Origin of the sequence: Streptomyces thermocarboxydovorans (assembly GCF_039524635.1) — a bacterium.
Taxonomy (GTDB): domain Bacteria; phylum Actinomycetota; class Actinomycetes; order Streptomycetales; family Streptomycetaceae; genus Streptomyces; species Streptomyces thermocarboxydovorans.
Map to the genome: position 1 here is coordinate 1 of NZ_BAAAGU010000074.1, position 14,897 is coordinate 14,897.

Here is a 14,897-nt window from a genome sequence, read left to right on the forward strand (position 1 = left end):
CGACCCCACACCGGCATCAGCGGCCGCCCACCAGCCAGCCGCGTCACCAACCTCTCCGAACAGCACACCTAGCCCTCCGGCGGCTGGTAGGGCGGCACGTCCCGGCCCGGCTGGAAGTGCGGGCCCTGACGGATGTGGCGGATGATCACCACCATGTCGATCAGGGTGATCAGCAGGAGCACTCCGCAGGCGATCGCCCAGCCCGGACGGCCCGTGATCGCGAAGGCCACGGTGCCGAAGCCCGTCCACAGGATGCCCCAGAGGCTCAGCCAGAACCGCATCCGCAGCGGACTGCGCGCGGTCCTCGGCTCACTGCCGGTACGTATCACGGTCACCACTCCTGTTCGCAACGTACGCCCCGACGCGGACGCGCACCAGCGATGGGTTCCCGGTTCCGCCCCGGTCCAACTGATGGGCTGGGGGCACGCGGGGATGTACGCCGTCGGGCTGCTCGAACTGGCGGGAGCGGGCGGGCTGCTGGTGCCGGTGCCGCAGTCGGCGGCCGCGGCCGGGCATCAGGGTGAAGGGCGGCACCGTCTGCGGACCGCCCGCCGCCCGCTGAACGAACGGCGCCCGGGATGCCTCGGCCCCCCGGCGCCGTTCGGCGTGTTCAGGGCCGGGGCCTGCCGCCCCGCCCGCCGGCCGCGCCGAAGCCGCCCGGTGCGCCGAGACCGCGCAGGCGTTCCAGCTCGCGGCGGTCGCGCTTGGTCGGACGGCCCGCGCCGCGGTCGCGGATGCCCGCCGCGGCGACGACCTCGCGGGGCGGGGGCGGCGGGGAGTTGTCGATGTAGCACTGGGCGGCCACCGGGGCGCCGACCCGCTTGCGGATCAGCCGCTTGACGACCACCACCCGCTCCCGGCCCTCGTGCCGCAGCCGCACCTCGTCGCCGACGCGGACACTGTGGGCCGGCTTGACCCGCTCGCCGTTCACCCGCACATGCCCGCCCCGGCAGGCGGCAGCGCCCAGTGAACGCGTCTTGATCAGACGTACGGCCCAGATCCAGCTGTCGATGCGGACGTTCTCGCCCGGTTTCGGCCCGGCGGCCTCGGCAGCCGCCACGGCAGCGGCGATCCTGGGATCCGTCCCGTCCTGCTGCACACCCTCGGAAGCCATGCCCCGACCTTATCGGCCACGGCCGGGACTTTCCCCAAATATTTTTTGCAAAAACTCTTTTGCGATCGGTCTTGGCAGTCCTAACCTCGCCGTATGCCCAGTGACGAGCCCGAGACCGGCCACAAGCGCGTCCTTGACCCCGAGCGGGACACCGACGCCCTGAAGGCGCTCACCCACCCGCTGCGCATCCGGCTGCTGGGGCTGCTGCGGCAGGACGGCCCGGCCACCGCCAGCGAGCTGGCCGAGCGGACGGGGGAGTCGTCCGCGTCCACCAGCTACCACCTGCGGGTGCTGGCCAAGTACGCCTTCATCACCGAGGCCGAGCACCGCGACGGGCGCGAGCGCCGCTGGCGGGCGGTGCACTCCGTGACGTCCTGGAGCAACGAGGCGATGGAGTCCTCGGCGGCGGGCCGGGCGTACGTCGGCATGGCGCGGCGGCGGCAGATCGAGCACCTGGTGGCGTCCCTGGACCGGCACGAGGCGGACCTCGCCGAGGGACGGCTCGGCAAGGAGTGGGTCGAACCGTCCGGCATCAGCGACCTGATGCCGCGCCTGACCCCCGAGTCGCTCACCGAGCTGTGGGACGTCGTCTCCCGCACCCTCGACGAGCTCACCGCCCGGGACGCGGACGACCCCCGCGCCCGCCAGGTGGTCCTGTTCACTGCCGGACTGCCCCTCGCCCCGCCTCCCTCCCCGGCCGGGGAGGCGCCGTGACCGAACTGCCCGCGGTCCGGACGGCCCGCCGCCGCTACGTCACCGTCTGCGCCCTCTTCTGGCTGCCGCCGGGCCTGGCCATGGCCCCGCTGGTGCTGCTGTTCACCGAGCGCGGCATGGCCCTCGCCGCCATCGCCGGCTTCTACGCCGCCCACTCCCTCACCGTCTCGGTGCTGGAACTCCCCACCGGCGGCCTCTCCGACGCCATCGGCCGCCGCCCGGTCCTCGCCATGGCCGGTGTCCTCAACACCGGGGCCCTGCTGCTCCACGCCCTGGGCACCACCGCGGCCGCGCTCACCCTCGGCATGGTGCTGATGGGCGCGGGCCGCGCGCTGGCCAGCGGGCCGGCCGAGGCCTGGTACGTGGACACGGTCCAGGCCGCCGCCGGACCCGGCGCCGAACTCCGCACCGGCCTGGCCCGCGGCAGCACCGCCACCTCCGCCGCGCTCGCGGCCGGCATCCTGCTGGGCGGCGCACTGCCCTGGCTGCTCGGCCTGGGCCCCGATCCCGGCGCCCGGCTCACCGAGTCGACCTCCGGACTCGTCCTGCCCCTGTCCGTTCCGGTCCTGCTCGGCGCGGCGGTGGAGATCGTCTTCGTCGCTTACGTCCTCACCGCCCTCCGCGAGCCGCCCCGGCCGCCCGTGACCGTGCGCTCGGTGCTGCGCGGCATCCCGGGCACCGTGCTGAACGGGGCGCGGCCGGCCGCCCGGGACGCGCTGGTCCGCCGCATCCTGCTCAGCACGGCCGCGGCGGGCAGCGCCCTGGCCGCGATCGAACTGCTCATGCCAGGCCGGGCGGTGAGCCTGACCGGCGCGTCGGAGCCGGGCGCGATGCTCTTCGCCGGGCTCGCCTGCGGCGGCTTCGTCTGCTCGGGCCTGGGCAGCCAGCTGGCGCCGCTGCTGGCCCGGCGCACCGGCAGCGGGGAACGGGCGGTCCTGACCGCCCTCAGCGTCTCCACCGCCGGGCTGGTGCTGCTCGGTGTCACCGCCGCCTTCCCCCGGCCGGCCGCGCTCGGCCTGACGGGGGTCGCCGCGGGCTTCGGCCTGGTCTACCTCGGCCTCGGTGCGGCCGCCCCGAACGAGAACACCCTGCTGCACCACCGCGTCACCAGTGACGGCCGGGCCACCGCACTCTCCGTCCAGTCCCTCGCCCAGCAGTCGGCCGGCGCGCTGGCCGGCGTGATCGTCGGGGCGATGAGCCCGGGCCCGTGGCCCTGGCTGCTCACCGCGGGCGTCCTCCTGACCGGCACCCTGCTCTGGCTCCGCCGTAGCGGGACACCGGGCGCCCCCGATCCCGCGCCGGCGACCCGGCACGCCTCCCGAGCCCACTGGCCTACGGTGGACTCATGACCACCAGCGGCGAGCCGGCAGCGGGAAGCACCGGGGACACGACCCTGAGCCCCGCTTCCGCCGCTCTCCCCGCCCGCGCCCTGCACGACCTGGACCGGCGCATCACCGGATGCCGGGCCTGCCCCCGGCTCGTCGCCTGGCGGGAGGAGGTCGCCCGCACCAAGCGGGCCGCCTTCGCCGACTGGACCTACTGGGGCCGCCCCGTCCCCGGCTTCGGCCCGCCGGACGCCCGGCTCGCGATCATCGGCCTGGCTCCCGCCGCCCACGGCGGCAACCGCACCGGCCGGATGTTCACCGGCGACCGCTCCGGAGACGTGCTGTACCAGGCGCTGTACGACGTGGGGCTGGCCTCCCAGCCGACGTCCGTGCACGCCGGCGACGGCCTGGAGCTGTACGGGGTACGCGTGACCGCCCCCGTCCACTGCGCCCCGCCCGCGAACAGGCCCACCCCGCGGGAGCGCGACACCTGCCGCCCCTGGCTCGTCCAGGAACTCCGCCTGCTGCGCCCGACCCTGCGCGCCGCGCTGATCCTCGGCGCCTTCGGCTGGCAGGCGACGCTCCCGGCCCTGGCCGAGGCGGGCTGGACGATCCCCCGCCCCCGCCCCGCCTTCGCCCACGCCGCCCACACCGTCCTCCAGGCCCCCGACGGCCCGGACCTCCACCTCTTCGGCTGCTTCCACGTCAGCCAGCGCAACACCTTCACCGGCCGGCTGACCCCGCCCATGCTCCGCGAGATGCTGCGCTCGGCGGCGGACGCGGCGGGCCTGCCGACCACCGGCAGAACCGTATGAACGAGCCCCGGCACCGCGGTTAAGGTGCACCGATGACCCGTCACGCACACACCGACGACGTCTTCCCCGACACCACCGCCGACCGCCTCGCCGCGCTCCCCGGCGTCCGCGCCGTCACCCTCGGCGGCTCACGGGCCCGGGAAACCGAACGCCCCGACAGCGACTGGGACCTGGCGATCTACTACCGCGGCTCCTTCGACCCCGACGACCTGCGCGCCGTGGGCCGGCAGGGGGAGGTCTCCGAGATCGGCGGCTGGGGCGGCGGCGTCTTCAACGGCGGCGCCTGGCTCACCATCGACGGACGCCGGGTCGACGTCCACTACCGGGACCTCGACGTCGTCGAGCACCAACTGGCCGAGGCCGAGCAGGGACGCTTCCGCGTCGAGCCTCTCCTCTTCCACCTCGCGGGCATCCCCACGTACCTCCTGGTGGCCGAACTGGCCGTCAACCGCGTCCTGCGAGGCGAACTTCCCCGCCCGGACGGCTATCCCCCCGCGCTGCGCCGGAGCGCCCCGCCCCGCTGGTACGGCACCGACACCGCCACCCTCGCCTACGCCAAGGCCGGCCACGCCCCCAAGGGCGCCGTCACCCAGGTGGCCGGCAGCATCGCCGTCGCCGCCACCCACGCCGCCCACGCGATCCTGGCGGCCCGCGGCGAGTGGGTCACCAACGAAAAGGGCCTCCTCCACCGCGCCGGCCTCCCCGGAACCGACACTCTCATCTCCCACCTCACCCCCGACCCGGACTCCCTGACGAACGCCGTCACCGCCACGGAAAAACTCCTCGCGGAAGCCGTCACAGCGGTCCTGCCGACCTGAAGGGTGGCTCGTTCCGTCCCGTCTTCCACTACGACGTGGGCCGGTTGACCGTACGTTCCTGCGCGGGCTCGCCGAGGACCTGCCGATCGAGGAGTGGTTCAACGACGTCGTCTGGCCGGTCGAGTCCAACCTGAGTGAGAAGGATGTCGAGTTGGGGGCGCGGTTGGCATGCGCGGAGATGATCCGGGGCGGTGTCACCTGCTTCGCCGACCACTACTTCGCCATGGACGCGGTGGCCCGGGTGGTCGCCGAGTGCGGGATGCGGGCGCTGCTGGGCGAGGCGTTCTTCTCCTCGCAGGGACCTCAAGGGCGGGAGAAGTCGCTGGAGTTCGCGCTGCGGCATCGCGGGGGTGCGAGCGGGCGGATCACCACGTGCCTCGCCCCGCACGCGCCGTACACCGTGGACGACAACGACCTCGCCGCCACCGCCGGGCTGGCCCGCGAGCACGGTCTGCCGGTGCATCTGCACGCCGCCGAGAACCGCGACCAGACCGAGACCAGCCTGGCCTGGCACGGCGTCACCCCCGTCGAGGTCCTGGAGCGCACCGGCATCCTGGACACCGAGGTGCTGATCGCCCACGGCACCGGCATCGTCGACCGCGACCTGCCGATCCTGGAGTGCGCGGGCGGCCGGGTCGCCGTGGCGAGTGCGCCCCGCGGCTATCTGAAGTTCGCCTGTCCCACCACCACACCCATCCGCGCCCTGCGGGAGCTGGGCATCCCCGTCGGGCTCGCCACGGACGGCGCCGCCTCCAACAACTCCCTCGACGTGTGGGAGTCGATGGCGCTCACCTCGCTCGTCCAGAAGTCCACCGAGGGCGACCCCCGGTGGCTCACCTCCCGGCAGGCGCTGCACCACGCCACCCTGCAGAGCGCCCAGGCGGTCGGGCTCGGTGACAGCGTCGGCAGCATCGCGCCCGGGCGGCGCGCCGACATCGTCCTGGTCGACCTCACCGGGCCGCACACCCAGCCCGTCCACGACCTCGCCGCGACCCTGGTGCACAGCGCCCGCGCCTCGGACGTGCGCACCACGATCGTGGACGGGCGGGTGCTCATGCGGGACCGTGAGCTGCTCACCATCGACGTTCCGGCGGTGGTGCGGGAGCTGCAGGAACGGCTGCCGGCGCTTGTCGACCGCGGTCACGGGCGGCGGATCCAGGAGTACGACGGTCACGGGCGGCGGATCCAGGAGCACGACTCCTGAGATCCAGGAGCACGGCACACCTGAGATCCGCGAGTACGGCACCTGAGGGGAGAAGGCCGGGAGGAGAAAGCCGGGAGGAGAAAGCCGGGAGGAAAATTCTCCGGGCGAGCGATGAGTTCCGGTGCGCGCCGCAGTCACCTTCTGCAACGGGACCGTTGCCCAGGAGGAACCATGCCGCTTCCGGAGATCGTCTCGCGCGCCGAGTGGCGCGCGGCGCGCGAGCGTCTGCTGGCCAAGGAGAAGGCCGTCACCCGCGCCCGGGACGCGCTCAACGCCGAGCGGCGCCGGCTGCCCATGGTCGAGATCGACCGGGAATACGTGTTCGAGGGCGGTGAGGGCAAGGCCGCCCTGCTCGACCTGTTCGAGGGGCGGCAGCAGCTCGTCGTCTACCACTTCATGTTCGCCCCGGAGTGGGACGCCGGATGCCGCAGCTGCTCGGCCTTCCTCGACCAGATCGGGCATCTCGCCCATCTGCATGCCCGCGGCACCACCTTCGCGGTGGTCTCCCGGGCGCCGTTCGTGAAGATCCTGCCGTTCAAGGCGCGGATGGGCTGGGCCATGCCCTGGTACTCGTCGTACCCCGGCGACTTCAACGAGGACTTCGACGTCACCCGGGAACACGAGGGCGAGCTGGTCGAGCGGCCGGGGCTGAGCTGCTTCCTGCGCGACGGCAGCCGCGTCTTCCACACGTACTCGACCTACGAGCGCGGCCTCGACGGGCTGGGCTCCACCACCAGCCTGCTGGACCTCACCGCGCTGGGCCGCCAGGAGGAGTGGGAGGAGCCGAAGGGGCGCGCATCGGCGCTCGGGGCTCCGGCAGGCAGCCCGCGGATCCGCTATCACGACGAGTACGACGACTGATGCGGAAGGTGAGCGTTTAACCCGAAAGGCTGAGACGCGGATCACACGTAGCGGTGAACGGGTGTCAACTACGTCTCAGTACCGTCGCCGGACGAGGCATCCGCCCCATGGTTGGCGTTTAACTCTACGAGTACAGCGCTACATGGAGGTGGCAGAGTGAACGGGCGAACGGTGCTCGAACGCTTTCCCGCAGGTGGGCCGCGTGGGTCCTGGCCGGCGGAGGAGTTCGCGCATGCGAGGCGTCTGGAGGGCCTGCCCGCCGAGGTTGTCATGGACCTCGCATCCGACATGTTCCTGGTGATCGTCCGCAGCGGCGACGACAGCAACGGTGATGCCGCTGCGTGAGGCCATAGAGCCACGCGACGGCAGCGGTGCGGTGCGCCGGGCGCACAGCGGTGCGGTGCGCCGGGCGCCGTCCGTCAGGGCTGGGCGGGGATCGGCCGGGACCAGGTCGGCTCCGTATCCGTCAGACGGCACAGGGCCAGGTAGAGAGGGATCGGCGGTGTGTAGGGGAGCGTGCCGTCGGGGCGGTGGATGAGGCCGGGGACGCCGGGGGCGTCCGGGAGGACCGCGCCGGTGGTGTAGCGGGCCGGAGCCGGCCACTCCATCGCGTAGTCCGAGTCCGACGGGACCAGCCACCACCAGTGCGCCTCGTCGGCGTAGACGCACCCCACGCGGGGCAGGCGGGGCAGGACCAGCGGTCCGAAGCGGGCGGGCACCGCCACCGCGTCGCAGCCCATCGGCGTCGTCATTCCGTCGGGGACGGGCAGACGGCGGGGCGTTCCGGCCGGCTGCGGGCCGGCGGCGCACAGATCGCGCTGCAGGCGGACCAGCGTGTCCAGGCTCAGTACCCGGGCGCCCGTCACACGTGCCCCCCTTCCCGGCGCTGCTGCGGGGGTGCGGGCCTCGTCCCGTTCTCCCGGCGGCGTCCCTCGGCCTCGTTCTCCTCCTCCGAGCCGCCCGCCGGGCCGGGCTTCGGGCGGGCGCCCCAGCCGAGGTCGTCGCGCGGCTCACCGGCGTCGCGCGGGCTGTCGCCCTTGCGCGGCAGCTCGGCCCAGACCAGCAGTCCGGGGCCGTGCTCGTGCGTGCCCCAGGCGTGACACAGGGCGTCTACGAGCAGCAGTCCGCGCCCGTTCTCGTCGTCCGGGTCGGAGCGGGCGTTCGCCTGCGGCAGGCCCGGCGCGCAGCCCTCGTCGCGCACGGCTATGCGCAAGCGCTCGTCGCCGTCGTGCAGCTTGCACACTATGTGGCTGCTCGCCGTGTGCACGATGGCGTTGGTGACCAGTTCGGAGATGACCAGAGCGGCGGTGTCGCAGGTGTCCTCGCACACCGACCAGCCGCTCAGCCGGGCCCTGGTCAGACGTCTGGCCTGAGCGGGAGAACCCGGATGTGCGGCCAGCTCGAAACGGAACCGTCGCTCGGCGGCCGCCCCGGCGGGGCCGGCTCCCGAGGAGGCGCCAAGGGCTGAGGGGCCCGCGGCGGCGTCTGTTCCTAAGGGCACGGACGGAATCACGCTTGCCACTATCGCCCCGGCGGGAACACTTGGCAAGTGGCACTCTGAAAATTGCAGAGTGCTGTGTGACGGTCTGGACAGGCGTGGCACACTGCTCGCAACAGCATCTCGCGCGGCGCCAGTTGAGACCGTCGAACGCCTGTTTCCTGGGAGTTTCAGGGGAATGGGTGTTCGGTTCGGTGGTCTCGCATGGCGCCGCCGGGCTGTACGGATCTTTCGTGGAGGTGGAGCGTGAGCGAACCGCGGTCCGCGCCGACGGTCGGGCAGGTCGTCCTCGGCCGGCGCCTGCTGGACCTGCGGGAACGCGCCGGGCTCAAGCGTGAGGAGGCGGCTCGTATCCTGCGGGTCGCCCCTGCCACCGTACGCCGCATGGAGATGGCCGAGGTCGCCCTCAAGATCCCGTACCTCCAGCTTCTGCTGAAGGCCTACGGCGTCTCCGACGAGGAGGCCGACGCCTTCGTGCAGCTGGCGGAGGAGGCCAACAAGCCCGGCTGGTGGCAGCGCTTCCACGACATCCTGCCCGGCTGGTTCTCGATGTACGTCAGCCTGGAGGGGGCGGCCTCCCTGATCCGCAGCTACGAGCCGCACTTCGTGCCCGGCCTGCTGCAGACCGAGGCGTACGCCCGCGGAGTGCTGCGCTCGGGGGCCATCGGCCAGACGCAGCCCGAGGACATCGAGCGGCATGTCGCCCTGCGCATGCAGCGGCAGGAACTGCTCACCCGCGAGGACGCGCCCCGGCTGTGGGTCGTGATGGACGAGACCGTCCTGCGCCGCCCGGTGGGCGGCCCGGAGGTGATGCGTGCGCAGATCGACAAACTGCTCGAGGCCACGAGACTGCCCAACGTCACGCTGCAGGTCGCCCCGTTCGCGAGCGGCCCGCACCCGGGGACGTACGGGCCGTTCGTGCTGTTCCGGTTCGCCATGCCCGAGCTGCCGGACATGGTCTACAGCGAGTACCTGACGGGTGCCGTCTACCTGGACGCGCGCGCCGAGGTGGCGACCTACCTCGAAGTCATGGACCGCATGGCGGCACAGGCCGCCACGGCACATCGCACGAAGGAGATCCTCCGGGATCTCCGCAAGGAGCTATGAATGAAACGCACCAAACCCCGCCCCCAGCCACTGATCCGACCCCAGCGGATCTACAACGGCATGCCCGCGCGTGAGCTGGGCAGCGAGGGCTGGCACAAGCCGTGGAGCGGCGGCAACGGCGGCAACTGCCTGGAGGCGATGAAGCTGGCGGACGGCCGGGTCGCCGTGCGGCAGTCCACCGACCCGGACGGGCCGGCGCTGATCTACACCGCGGACGAGATGAACGCCTTCATCGAAGGAGCCAAGGCAGGGGAGGCGGACTTCCTGATCTCCTGAGGGTGGCTGACTGCTCTGTCTCCCTTCACTTCTGCTGTCCTTGTCTTGCCTTCCTTGTATTCCTCGTATTCCTCCGCTTCTTCGTCTCCTTCACCGAGCACCACAGAGCACCACGGAATTGATCATTAACAGTTGCAGAGAGTTACGGAGTCCTTCATGACCGGGCAGAACCCCGTCGAGATCGACACGAGCAAACCGCACCCCGCGCGGATGTACGACTGGTATCTCGGCGGCAAGGACAACTATCCGGTCGACGAGGCCATGGGCCGGCAGATGCTGGAGCTCGAACCGCGCGTTCCGGTCATGGCGCGCGTGAACCGGGCGTTCATGCACCGTGCCACCACCTGGCTGGCCCGGGAGGGGATACGCCAGTTCCTCGACATCGGCACCGGCATCCCGACCGAGCCCAACCTCCACCAGGTCGCGCAGCGGATCGCCCCCGAGTCACGCGTCGTCTACTGCGACAACGACCCCATCGTCCTCGCCCACGCTGCGGCACTGCTGCGCGGCACGGACGAGGGCGCGACCGACTATCTGCAGGCCGACGTGCGGGACCCGGACACCATCATGGCCGGCGCGCGCAAGGTCCTCGACTTCGGCCGGCCGATCGCCCTGTCGCTCATCGCGCTGCTGCACTTCGTCCCCGACGAGGACGGCGCGCACGAGCTGGTCGCCCGGCTGGTGTCCGAGCTGCCCTCCGGCAGCTACCTGGTGGTCAGCCACGCGACCGCCGACTTCACACCGGAGGAGTCCCGGGAGGCCACCGAGAAGATGAAGGCCGCCGGGGTCACCCTGGCGCTGCGCTCCCGCGAGGAGTTCGCCCGCTTCTTCACGGGGCTGGAGCTGATCGACCCCGGCATCGAGGTACCCCACCGCTGGCACCCGGAGCTGGGCGACCCGGTCCCCGGTCAGGACGACGGGGTGATCCCGGGCTACGGGGCGGTGGGCCGCAAGCCGTGACCCCCGCAGCACCCACCGGACCGGGCGGTGGGGCCCAGCCCTGAGTTCCGGCACCGCCCGCCCCTGCCGGCGGCCCGTCTCTGCGTGGAGCGGGCCGCCGCAGGTGTTTTGGGGAGCCTGTTGAGGGGGCCTGGCCTGGTGTTTCGGGGTCTGAGGGGTCCGGTGTCCCCGCGGCGTGCATGCGTACGAGGGGGCGGTCGGCTCACACTCGCATGGGGCGGTCGTACGGGCCTATGGGGGCCGGGAGGCGGGTGAAGCCGCCGGTGAGGTGGCGGTCGACGGCTGCTGCGACCGCGCGGCCCTCGGCGATGGCCCAGACGATCAGAGACTGTCCGCGGGCCGCGTCGCCGGCCGCGAAGACTCCCGGCACGTTGGTGGCGAAGTCCTGGTCGCGGGCGATCGTACCGTTGGGGGCCATGGCCAGGCCCAGCTGGTCGATCAGGCCGTCGCTCCGGTCGGGGCCGGAGAAGCCGAGGGCCAGCAGGACGAGATCGGCCGGCAGGGCCCGTTCGGTGCCGGGCACGGGACGGCGCTGTTCGTCCACTTCCACCAGGTGCAGCCACCGCACATGGCCGTCCTCGTCGCCGGAGAACCGCAGCGTCGACGCCGCGAACAGCCGCGCGTCCGCGTCCGCCAGCTGGGCGGTCCGCAGATCACGGGCCTCCTCGTGCGCGGGGGACACCCGGTAGACCTTCGGGTAGGTCGGCCAGGGCTCGCGCTCCTCGTCGCGCTCGGTGCCGGGCTGGGGGTAGATGTCGAGCTGCGTCACGGACGCGGCGCCCTCCCGCACCGCCGTACCCAGGCAGTCCGCGCCGGTGTCGCCGCCGCCGACGATGACCACGTGCTTGCCGGCCGCCGACAGCGGCGAGGTCTTCAGATCGCCCTCGCACACCCGGTTGGCCAGCGGCAGATACTCCATCGCCTGGTGAATGCCGGCCAGCTCCCGACCGGGTACGGGGAGTTCACGCCAGGCCGTCGCCCCCGTGGCGATCACCACGGTGTCGTAGCGCGTCCGCAGCTCGGCCGGGTCCACATCGCGCCCGACCGCCGTGGACGTACGGAACTTCGTCCCCTCGGCTGTCATCTGCTCGATCCGGCGCTCCAGATGCCGCTTCTCCATCTTGAACGCGGGGATGCCGTACCGCATCAGTCCGCCGATGCGGTCGTCCCGCTCGTACACGGCGACCGTGTGACCCGCCCGGGTCAGCTGCTGGGCCGCGGCCAGACCGGTCGGACCCGAGCCGATCACCGCGACCGTGCGCCCCGACAGCCGGTCCGGGGGAGCGGGTTGCGCGAAGCCCTCCTCCCAGGCACGGTCGGCGATGGCGCACTCGACGTTCTTGATGGTGACCGCCGGCTGGTTGATGGCGAGCACGCACCCCGCCTCGCAGGGCGCCGGGCACAGCCGTCCGGTGAACTCCGGGAAGTTGTTCGTGGCGTGCAGCCGCTCCGCCGCCGCCCGCCAGTCCTCGCGCGAGACCAGATCGTTCCACTCGGGGATCAGATTGCCCAGCGGACAGGCCTCGTGGCAGAACGGGATCCCGCAGTCCATGCAGCGGTCGGCCTGCTTGCTGATGATCGGCAGCAGCGCTCCCGGGACGTAGACCTCGTCCCAGTCCCGTACCCGCTCCTCGACGGGCCGGCGCGGCCAGTCCTGGCGGGGAGTGGTGAGGAAACCCTTGGGATCGGCCATGGCCGTCTTCCTAGCGTGCGAGGGTGACAGGCCGTGCGTCGTCGGGCGGCGCTCCTCCCGACACGATACGTCGCCTCCCGCGCACCCGCAGCGCGCGCGACAGCGCCTTTCGTGCGGCGATGCGCCTGGTGACCGGGGCGCCGGTCGGCGTGGTGAGCGGCGCGGCAGTCGGTGTGGTGACCTGCGCTGCGTTGCGCGCCGGGTCCGGCGGGTGCGGCCGGGGCCCGTCGTCAGGTGCCGGGGCCCGCCGTCAGGTCAGGGCGAGGAGGTAGGAGAGCGCCGCACCGGCCGAGGCGACCGTACGGACGTGGTTCCACGCCGTCCACTCGCGCACATAGCCCGGCCAGAATGAGGCCGCCTCCCGTGTGCCCGGCTCCAGCTTGGCCAGCGCGTCGTTGCGCGGCACGTTCGCGGCGATGGTGACCCCGAACGAACCGAACAGATACAGCGCGCTGCCGATCAGCAGCTCGGCCGTGCCGCCGTCCGGCCACAGCACGAACGTCACCACGGCTATCACCGCGCACAGCACCGCCGAGCCGGTGAACACTGCCATGAAGGCCGCCGTCACCGCCGCCACGTTGATCGCCTGCATCGCCGACACGCCCTGGGCCGGCGGCAGCGCGGCGAGACCCTTCATCACGAAGCTCGAGAAGGCGTAGAAGACTCCCGCCACCAGTCCCGTGCCCAGCACGCCCAGCACCGTCAGCACGAAGTACGGTCCGTCGATCACGTCGTCATCTCCCCGTCGTCAGCCGCGCCCGCTTCCCGGAAATCTCCGTCATCCCCAGTCAAGTCCCCGTATCCGTGCCGGACCATGGCCGGCCGTCGCGGGGGCATACGCGTACGTCCACATGTGATCCCTCGCGTCCCTCCTCACCCGGCGGAGCCGAGGCCCGCCCCCTGCCAGCTCCGCAGGACCGTCTCCACGGCGGCGGCGATCCTGCGGCGGGCCTCGTGGCGGGGCACGCCGCTCATCAGCAGCCGGTCGTACGGGGTGTCCAGATGGCGCACGGACGCCACGACCGCCGAGATCACCGCGCCCTCCGACAGGGCCCGTCCCGCCGCGCTCCGGCCCACCCGGCCGCTGCCGCGCGCCGAGGCGTGCCCGGCGATGGCCCGGGCCCGCTCCTCGGGACAGCCGGGATACAGCCGCCGGATCTCCGCCGCGAAGGCCGCGGTGAAGCGCACGTCCTCGGCCGCCCGCCGCCGCGCGTCCCGCGCCCGGCGCCTGCGGCGGGCCTCGGCGTCCGCAAGGCACCGCTGCTCGGCCCGGGCCAGCGCATCCTCCTCGACCAGGACCCCCTGCCGCTCGTACCGGCCCTTGCGCCGGTTGAACCGCACGACAACCGCCGACAGCCTGCTCTCCTCCCGCGCCCTGCGGGTGAGCGCCGGGTCCCCGCGCGGCAGGAAGACCAGATGGTCCAGGTCGGCGCAGTCCAGGCAGCGCGGCACCCCGTTCTCCATGACGAGCAGCGGCAGCGGACCGCGCCGGCAGGCCGAACAGTGCCGCCGGCCGAGCGGCTGGTGCACGACAAGTCCGGCATGCGGAGGGGGAGTTGTGCGGGAGGCCATGCTCTTCTCCTTCCCGTCGGCAGGGGGTGGCCCCACGTCCCGCGCGGCGCGCGGCCCGTCCTGTGGGCCGGCGCCCGGCACACCGCGCCACACGCGCCGGGGGCGGCGCATCATGGGGCGTGTGCGACTCGAAGCGATCACCTGGGACCGGCTCGGCGACCTCCTCGCCGAGCGCCTGCTCGGGCTGCGGGCGGCCGACGGCGGTCCCTGGCTGCGGGCCGCCTTCGACGGAGCACCGGCTGCCCGGCCCGGCGATCTCGCCGAACGCGTCGCCGAGGCGCTGCGGGTATGCGGCCGCCCCTCGCTGGTCGTCGGTACGGACGGATTCTGGCGGCCCGCCTCGCTCCGCCTCGAGCACGGCCACCGGGACGTGGACTCCTACTACGAGGGCTGGTACGACACCGGCGCGCTGTGGCGGGAGGTGTTCGGGCCTCTCGAACCCGGCGGCAGCGGCCGCGTCCTGCCCGACCTGCGGGACCCGGTCACGGACCGTTCCACCCGCAGCCCCTACGTCGAACTCCCTCCGGGCGGCGTGCTGTTGCTGCATGGTCCTTTCCTGCTGCGTCATTGGTTCCCCTTCGATCTGAGCGTCCACCTCCTGCTCTCCCCGGGCGCGCTGCGCCGCCGGACACCGGAGCCGGAGCGGTGGACGCTGCCGGCCTTCGAGCGCTACGAGCGGGAGACCGGTCCGGCGGAGACGGCCGATGTGCTGATCCGTGCCGACGACCCGCGCCGCCCGGCCTGGCGCGGCTGAGCAGTCTCCGGACGGGTATGTGCGGCCTGGTGAATCCCCGGACGGAGGGCGCCACCAGGCAAATCCCCGGACAGGAACGCGCGACCGGGTCGAGCCCCGTACGGGACGCGCCTCCAGATGACGCCTGCGGCCCCTGCCCTCCGGGTGCCGCGGGCGCGGTGAGCCGAGACAATGAGAGGCGCCGGG

General features: G+C 72.8%; 17 protein-coding genes and 1 pseudogene. 11 read left to right on the forward strand and 7 right to left on the reverse strand.

Annotated features, from left to right (window positions below; translation table 11 throughout):
* Window positions 1–68: 68 nt before the first annotated feature.
* Both ABD198_RS26900 and ABD198_RS26910 read right to left on the reverse strand, forming a co-directional pair.
* On the reverse strand, window positions 69–338 hold the full coding sequence (locus tag ABD198_RS26900) for a DUF6343 family protein (RefSeq protein ID WP_344006636.1): 270 nt from the start codon (window positions 336–338) through the stop codon (window positions 69–71).
* A gap of 272 nt (window positions 339–610) precedes the next feature.
* Window positions 611–1,114: an RNA-binding S4 domain-containing protein gene (locus ABD198_RS26910; protein ID WP_344006638.1), complete on the reverse strand. Its 504-nt coding sequence runs from the start codon at window positions 1,112–1,114 to the stop codon at window positions 611–613.
* Between the two features lie 93 nt (window positions 1,115–1,207).
* Here ABD198_RS26910 and ABD198_RS26915 point away from each other — a divergent pair, with 93 nt between their 5' ends.
* The 7 genes and pseudogenes from ABD198_RS26915 (at window position 1,208) to ABD198_RS26945 (ending at window position 7,196) form a co-directional block, all read left to right on the forward strand.
* The gene (locus ABD198_RS26915) at window positions 1,208–1,828 is read left to right on the forward strand and encodes an ArsR/SmtB family transcription factor (RefSeq protein WP_344006640.1); all 621 of its coding nucleotides are present in this window, start codon (window positions 1,208–1,210) and stop codon (window positions 1,826–1,828) included.
* Entirely contained in the window at window positions 1,825–3,177 is a 1,353-nt protein-coding gene (locus tag ABD198_RS26920) for an MFS transporter (RefSeq protein WP_344006642.1), read from the forward strand. Before ABD198_RS26915 ends, ABD198_RS26920 begins: the two co-directional genes overlap by 4 nt.
* Window positions 3,174–3,968 (forward strand): uracil-DNA glycosylase, encoded by a 795-nt coding sequence (locus tag ABD198_RS26925; RefSeq protein WP_344006644.1) that lies wholly within the window; start codon window positions 3,174–3,176, stop codon window positions 3,966–3,968. The genes ABD198_RS26920 and ABD198_RS26925 overlap by 4 nt, the downstream gene beginning before the upstream one ends.
* Before the next feature lie 32 nt (window positions 3,969–4,000).
* Complete coding sequence (locus ABD198_RS26930; RefSeq protein ID WP_344006646.1) at window positions 4,001–4,786, forward strand: nucleotidyltransferase family protein; 786 nt, start codon at window positions 4,001–4,003, stop codon at window positions 4,784–4,786.
* Between the two features lie 58 nt (window positions 4,787–4,844).
* A pseudogene (locus ABD198_RS26935) lies at window positions 4,845–5,990 on the forward strand (amidohydrolase); the annotation flags it as partial.
* 171 nt (window positions 5,991–6,161) lie between these two features.
* Window positions 6,162–6,851, forward strand: a complete 690-nt coding sequence (locus ABD198_RS26940; RefSeq protein ID WP_344006648.1) for a DUF899 domain-containing protein — start codon at window positions 6,162–6,164, stop codon at window positions 6,849–6,851.
* A 156-nt stretch (window positions 6,852–7,007) separates the two neighbouring features.
* Entirely contained in the window at window positions 7,008–7,196 is a 189-nt protein-coding gene (locus tag ABD198_RS26945) for a hypothetical protein (RefSeq protein WP_344006650.1), read from the forward strand.
* Window positions 7,197–7,270: 74 nt separating this feature from the next.
* Here ABD198_RS26945 and ABD198_RS26950 read toward each other — a convergent pair whose 3' ends face one another.
* Window positions 7,271–7,717 carry a hypothetical protein gene (locus ABD198_RS26950; protein ID WP_344006652.1) on the reverse strand — a complete coding sequence of 149 codons (447 nt, stop codon included), beginning with the start codon at window positions 7,715–7,717 and terminating at the stop codon, window positions 7,271–7,273.
* Complete coding sequence (locus ABD198_RS26955) at window positions 7,714–8,373, reverse strand: ATP-binding protein (RefSeq protein ID WP_344006654.1); 660 nt, start codon at window positions 8,371–8,373, stop codon at window positions 7,714–7,716. The genes ABD198_RS26950 and ABD198_RS26955 overlap by 4 nt, the downstream gene beginning before the upstream one ends.
* Window positions 8,374–8,595: 222 nt before the next feature.
* Here ABD198_RS26955 and ABD198_RS26960 point away from each other — a divergent pair, with 222 nt between their 5' ends.
* From ABD198_RS26960 to ABD198_RS26970, 3 genes are all read left to right on the forward strand, one after another.
* Window positions 8,596–9,456: a helix-turn-helix domain-containing protein gene (locus tag ABD198_RS26960; protein ID WP_344006656.1), complete on the forward strand. Its 861-nt coding sequence runs from the start codon at window positions 8,596–8,598 to the stop codon at window positions 9,454–9,456.
* Entirely contained in the window at window positions 9,457–9,732 is a 276-nt protein-coding gene (locus tag ABD198_RS26965; RefSeq protein ID WP_344006658.1) for a DUF397 domain-containing protein, read from the forward strand. It begins immediately after the preceding gene.
* 156 nt (window positions 9,733–9,888) lie between these two features.
* On the forward strand, window positions 9,889–10,692 hold the full coding sequence (locus ABD198_RS26970) for an SAM-dependent methyltransferase (protein ID WP_344006660.1): 804 nt from the start codon (window positions 9,889–9,891) through the stop codon (window positions 10,690–10,692).
* A 202-nt stretch (window positions 10,693–10,894) separates the two neighbouring features.
* Here ABD198_RS26970 and ABD198_RS26975 read toward each other — a convergent pair whose 3' ends face one another.
* From ABD198_RS26975 to ABD198_RS26985, 3 genes are all read right to left on the reverse strand, one after another.
* The gene (locus ABD198_RS26975) at window positions 10,895–12,385 is read right to left on the reverse strand and encodes a glutamate synthase subunit beta (RefSeq protein ID WP_344006662.1); all 1,491 of its coding nucleotides are present in this window, start codon (window positions 12,383–12,385) and stop codon (window positions 10,895–10,897) included.
* 250 nt (window positions 12,386–12,635) lie between these two features.
* Window positions 12,636–13,115 (reverse strand): anthrone oxygenase family protein, encoded by a 480-nt coding sequence (locus ABD198_RS26980; protein ID WP_344006664.1) that lies wholly within the window; start codon window positions 13,113–13,115, stop codon window positions 12,636–12,638.
* 143 nt (window positions 13,116–13,258) lie between these two features.
* Entirely contained in the window at window positions 13,259–13,957 is a 699-nt protein-coding gene (locus ABD198_RS26985; RefSeq protein ID WP_344006666.1) for a DUF2293 domain-containing protein, read from the reverse strand.
* 121 nt (window positions 13,958–14,078) lie between these two features.
* Here ABD198_RS26985 and ABD198_RS26990 point away from each other — a divergent pair, with 121 nt between their 5' ends.
* A complete protein-coding gene (locus ABD198_RS26990) occupies window positions 14,079–14,711 on the forward strand; it encodes a nucleoside/nucleotide kinase family protein (RefSeq protein ID WP_344006668.1) in 633 nt (210 codons plus the stop codon).
* The last annotated feature ends 186 nt before the right edge of the window (window positions 14,712–14,897 follow it).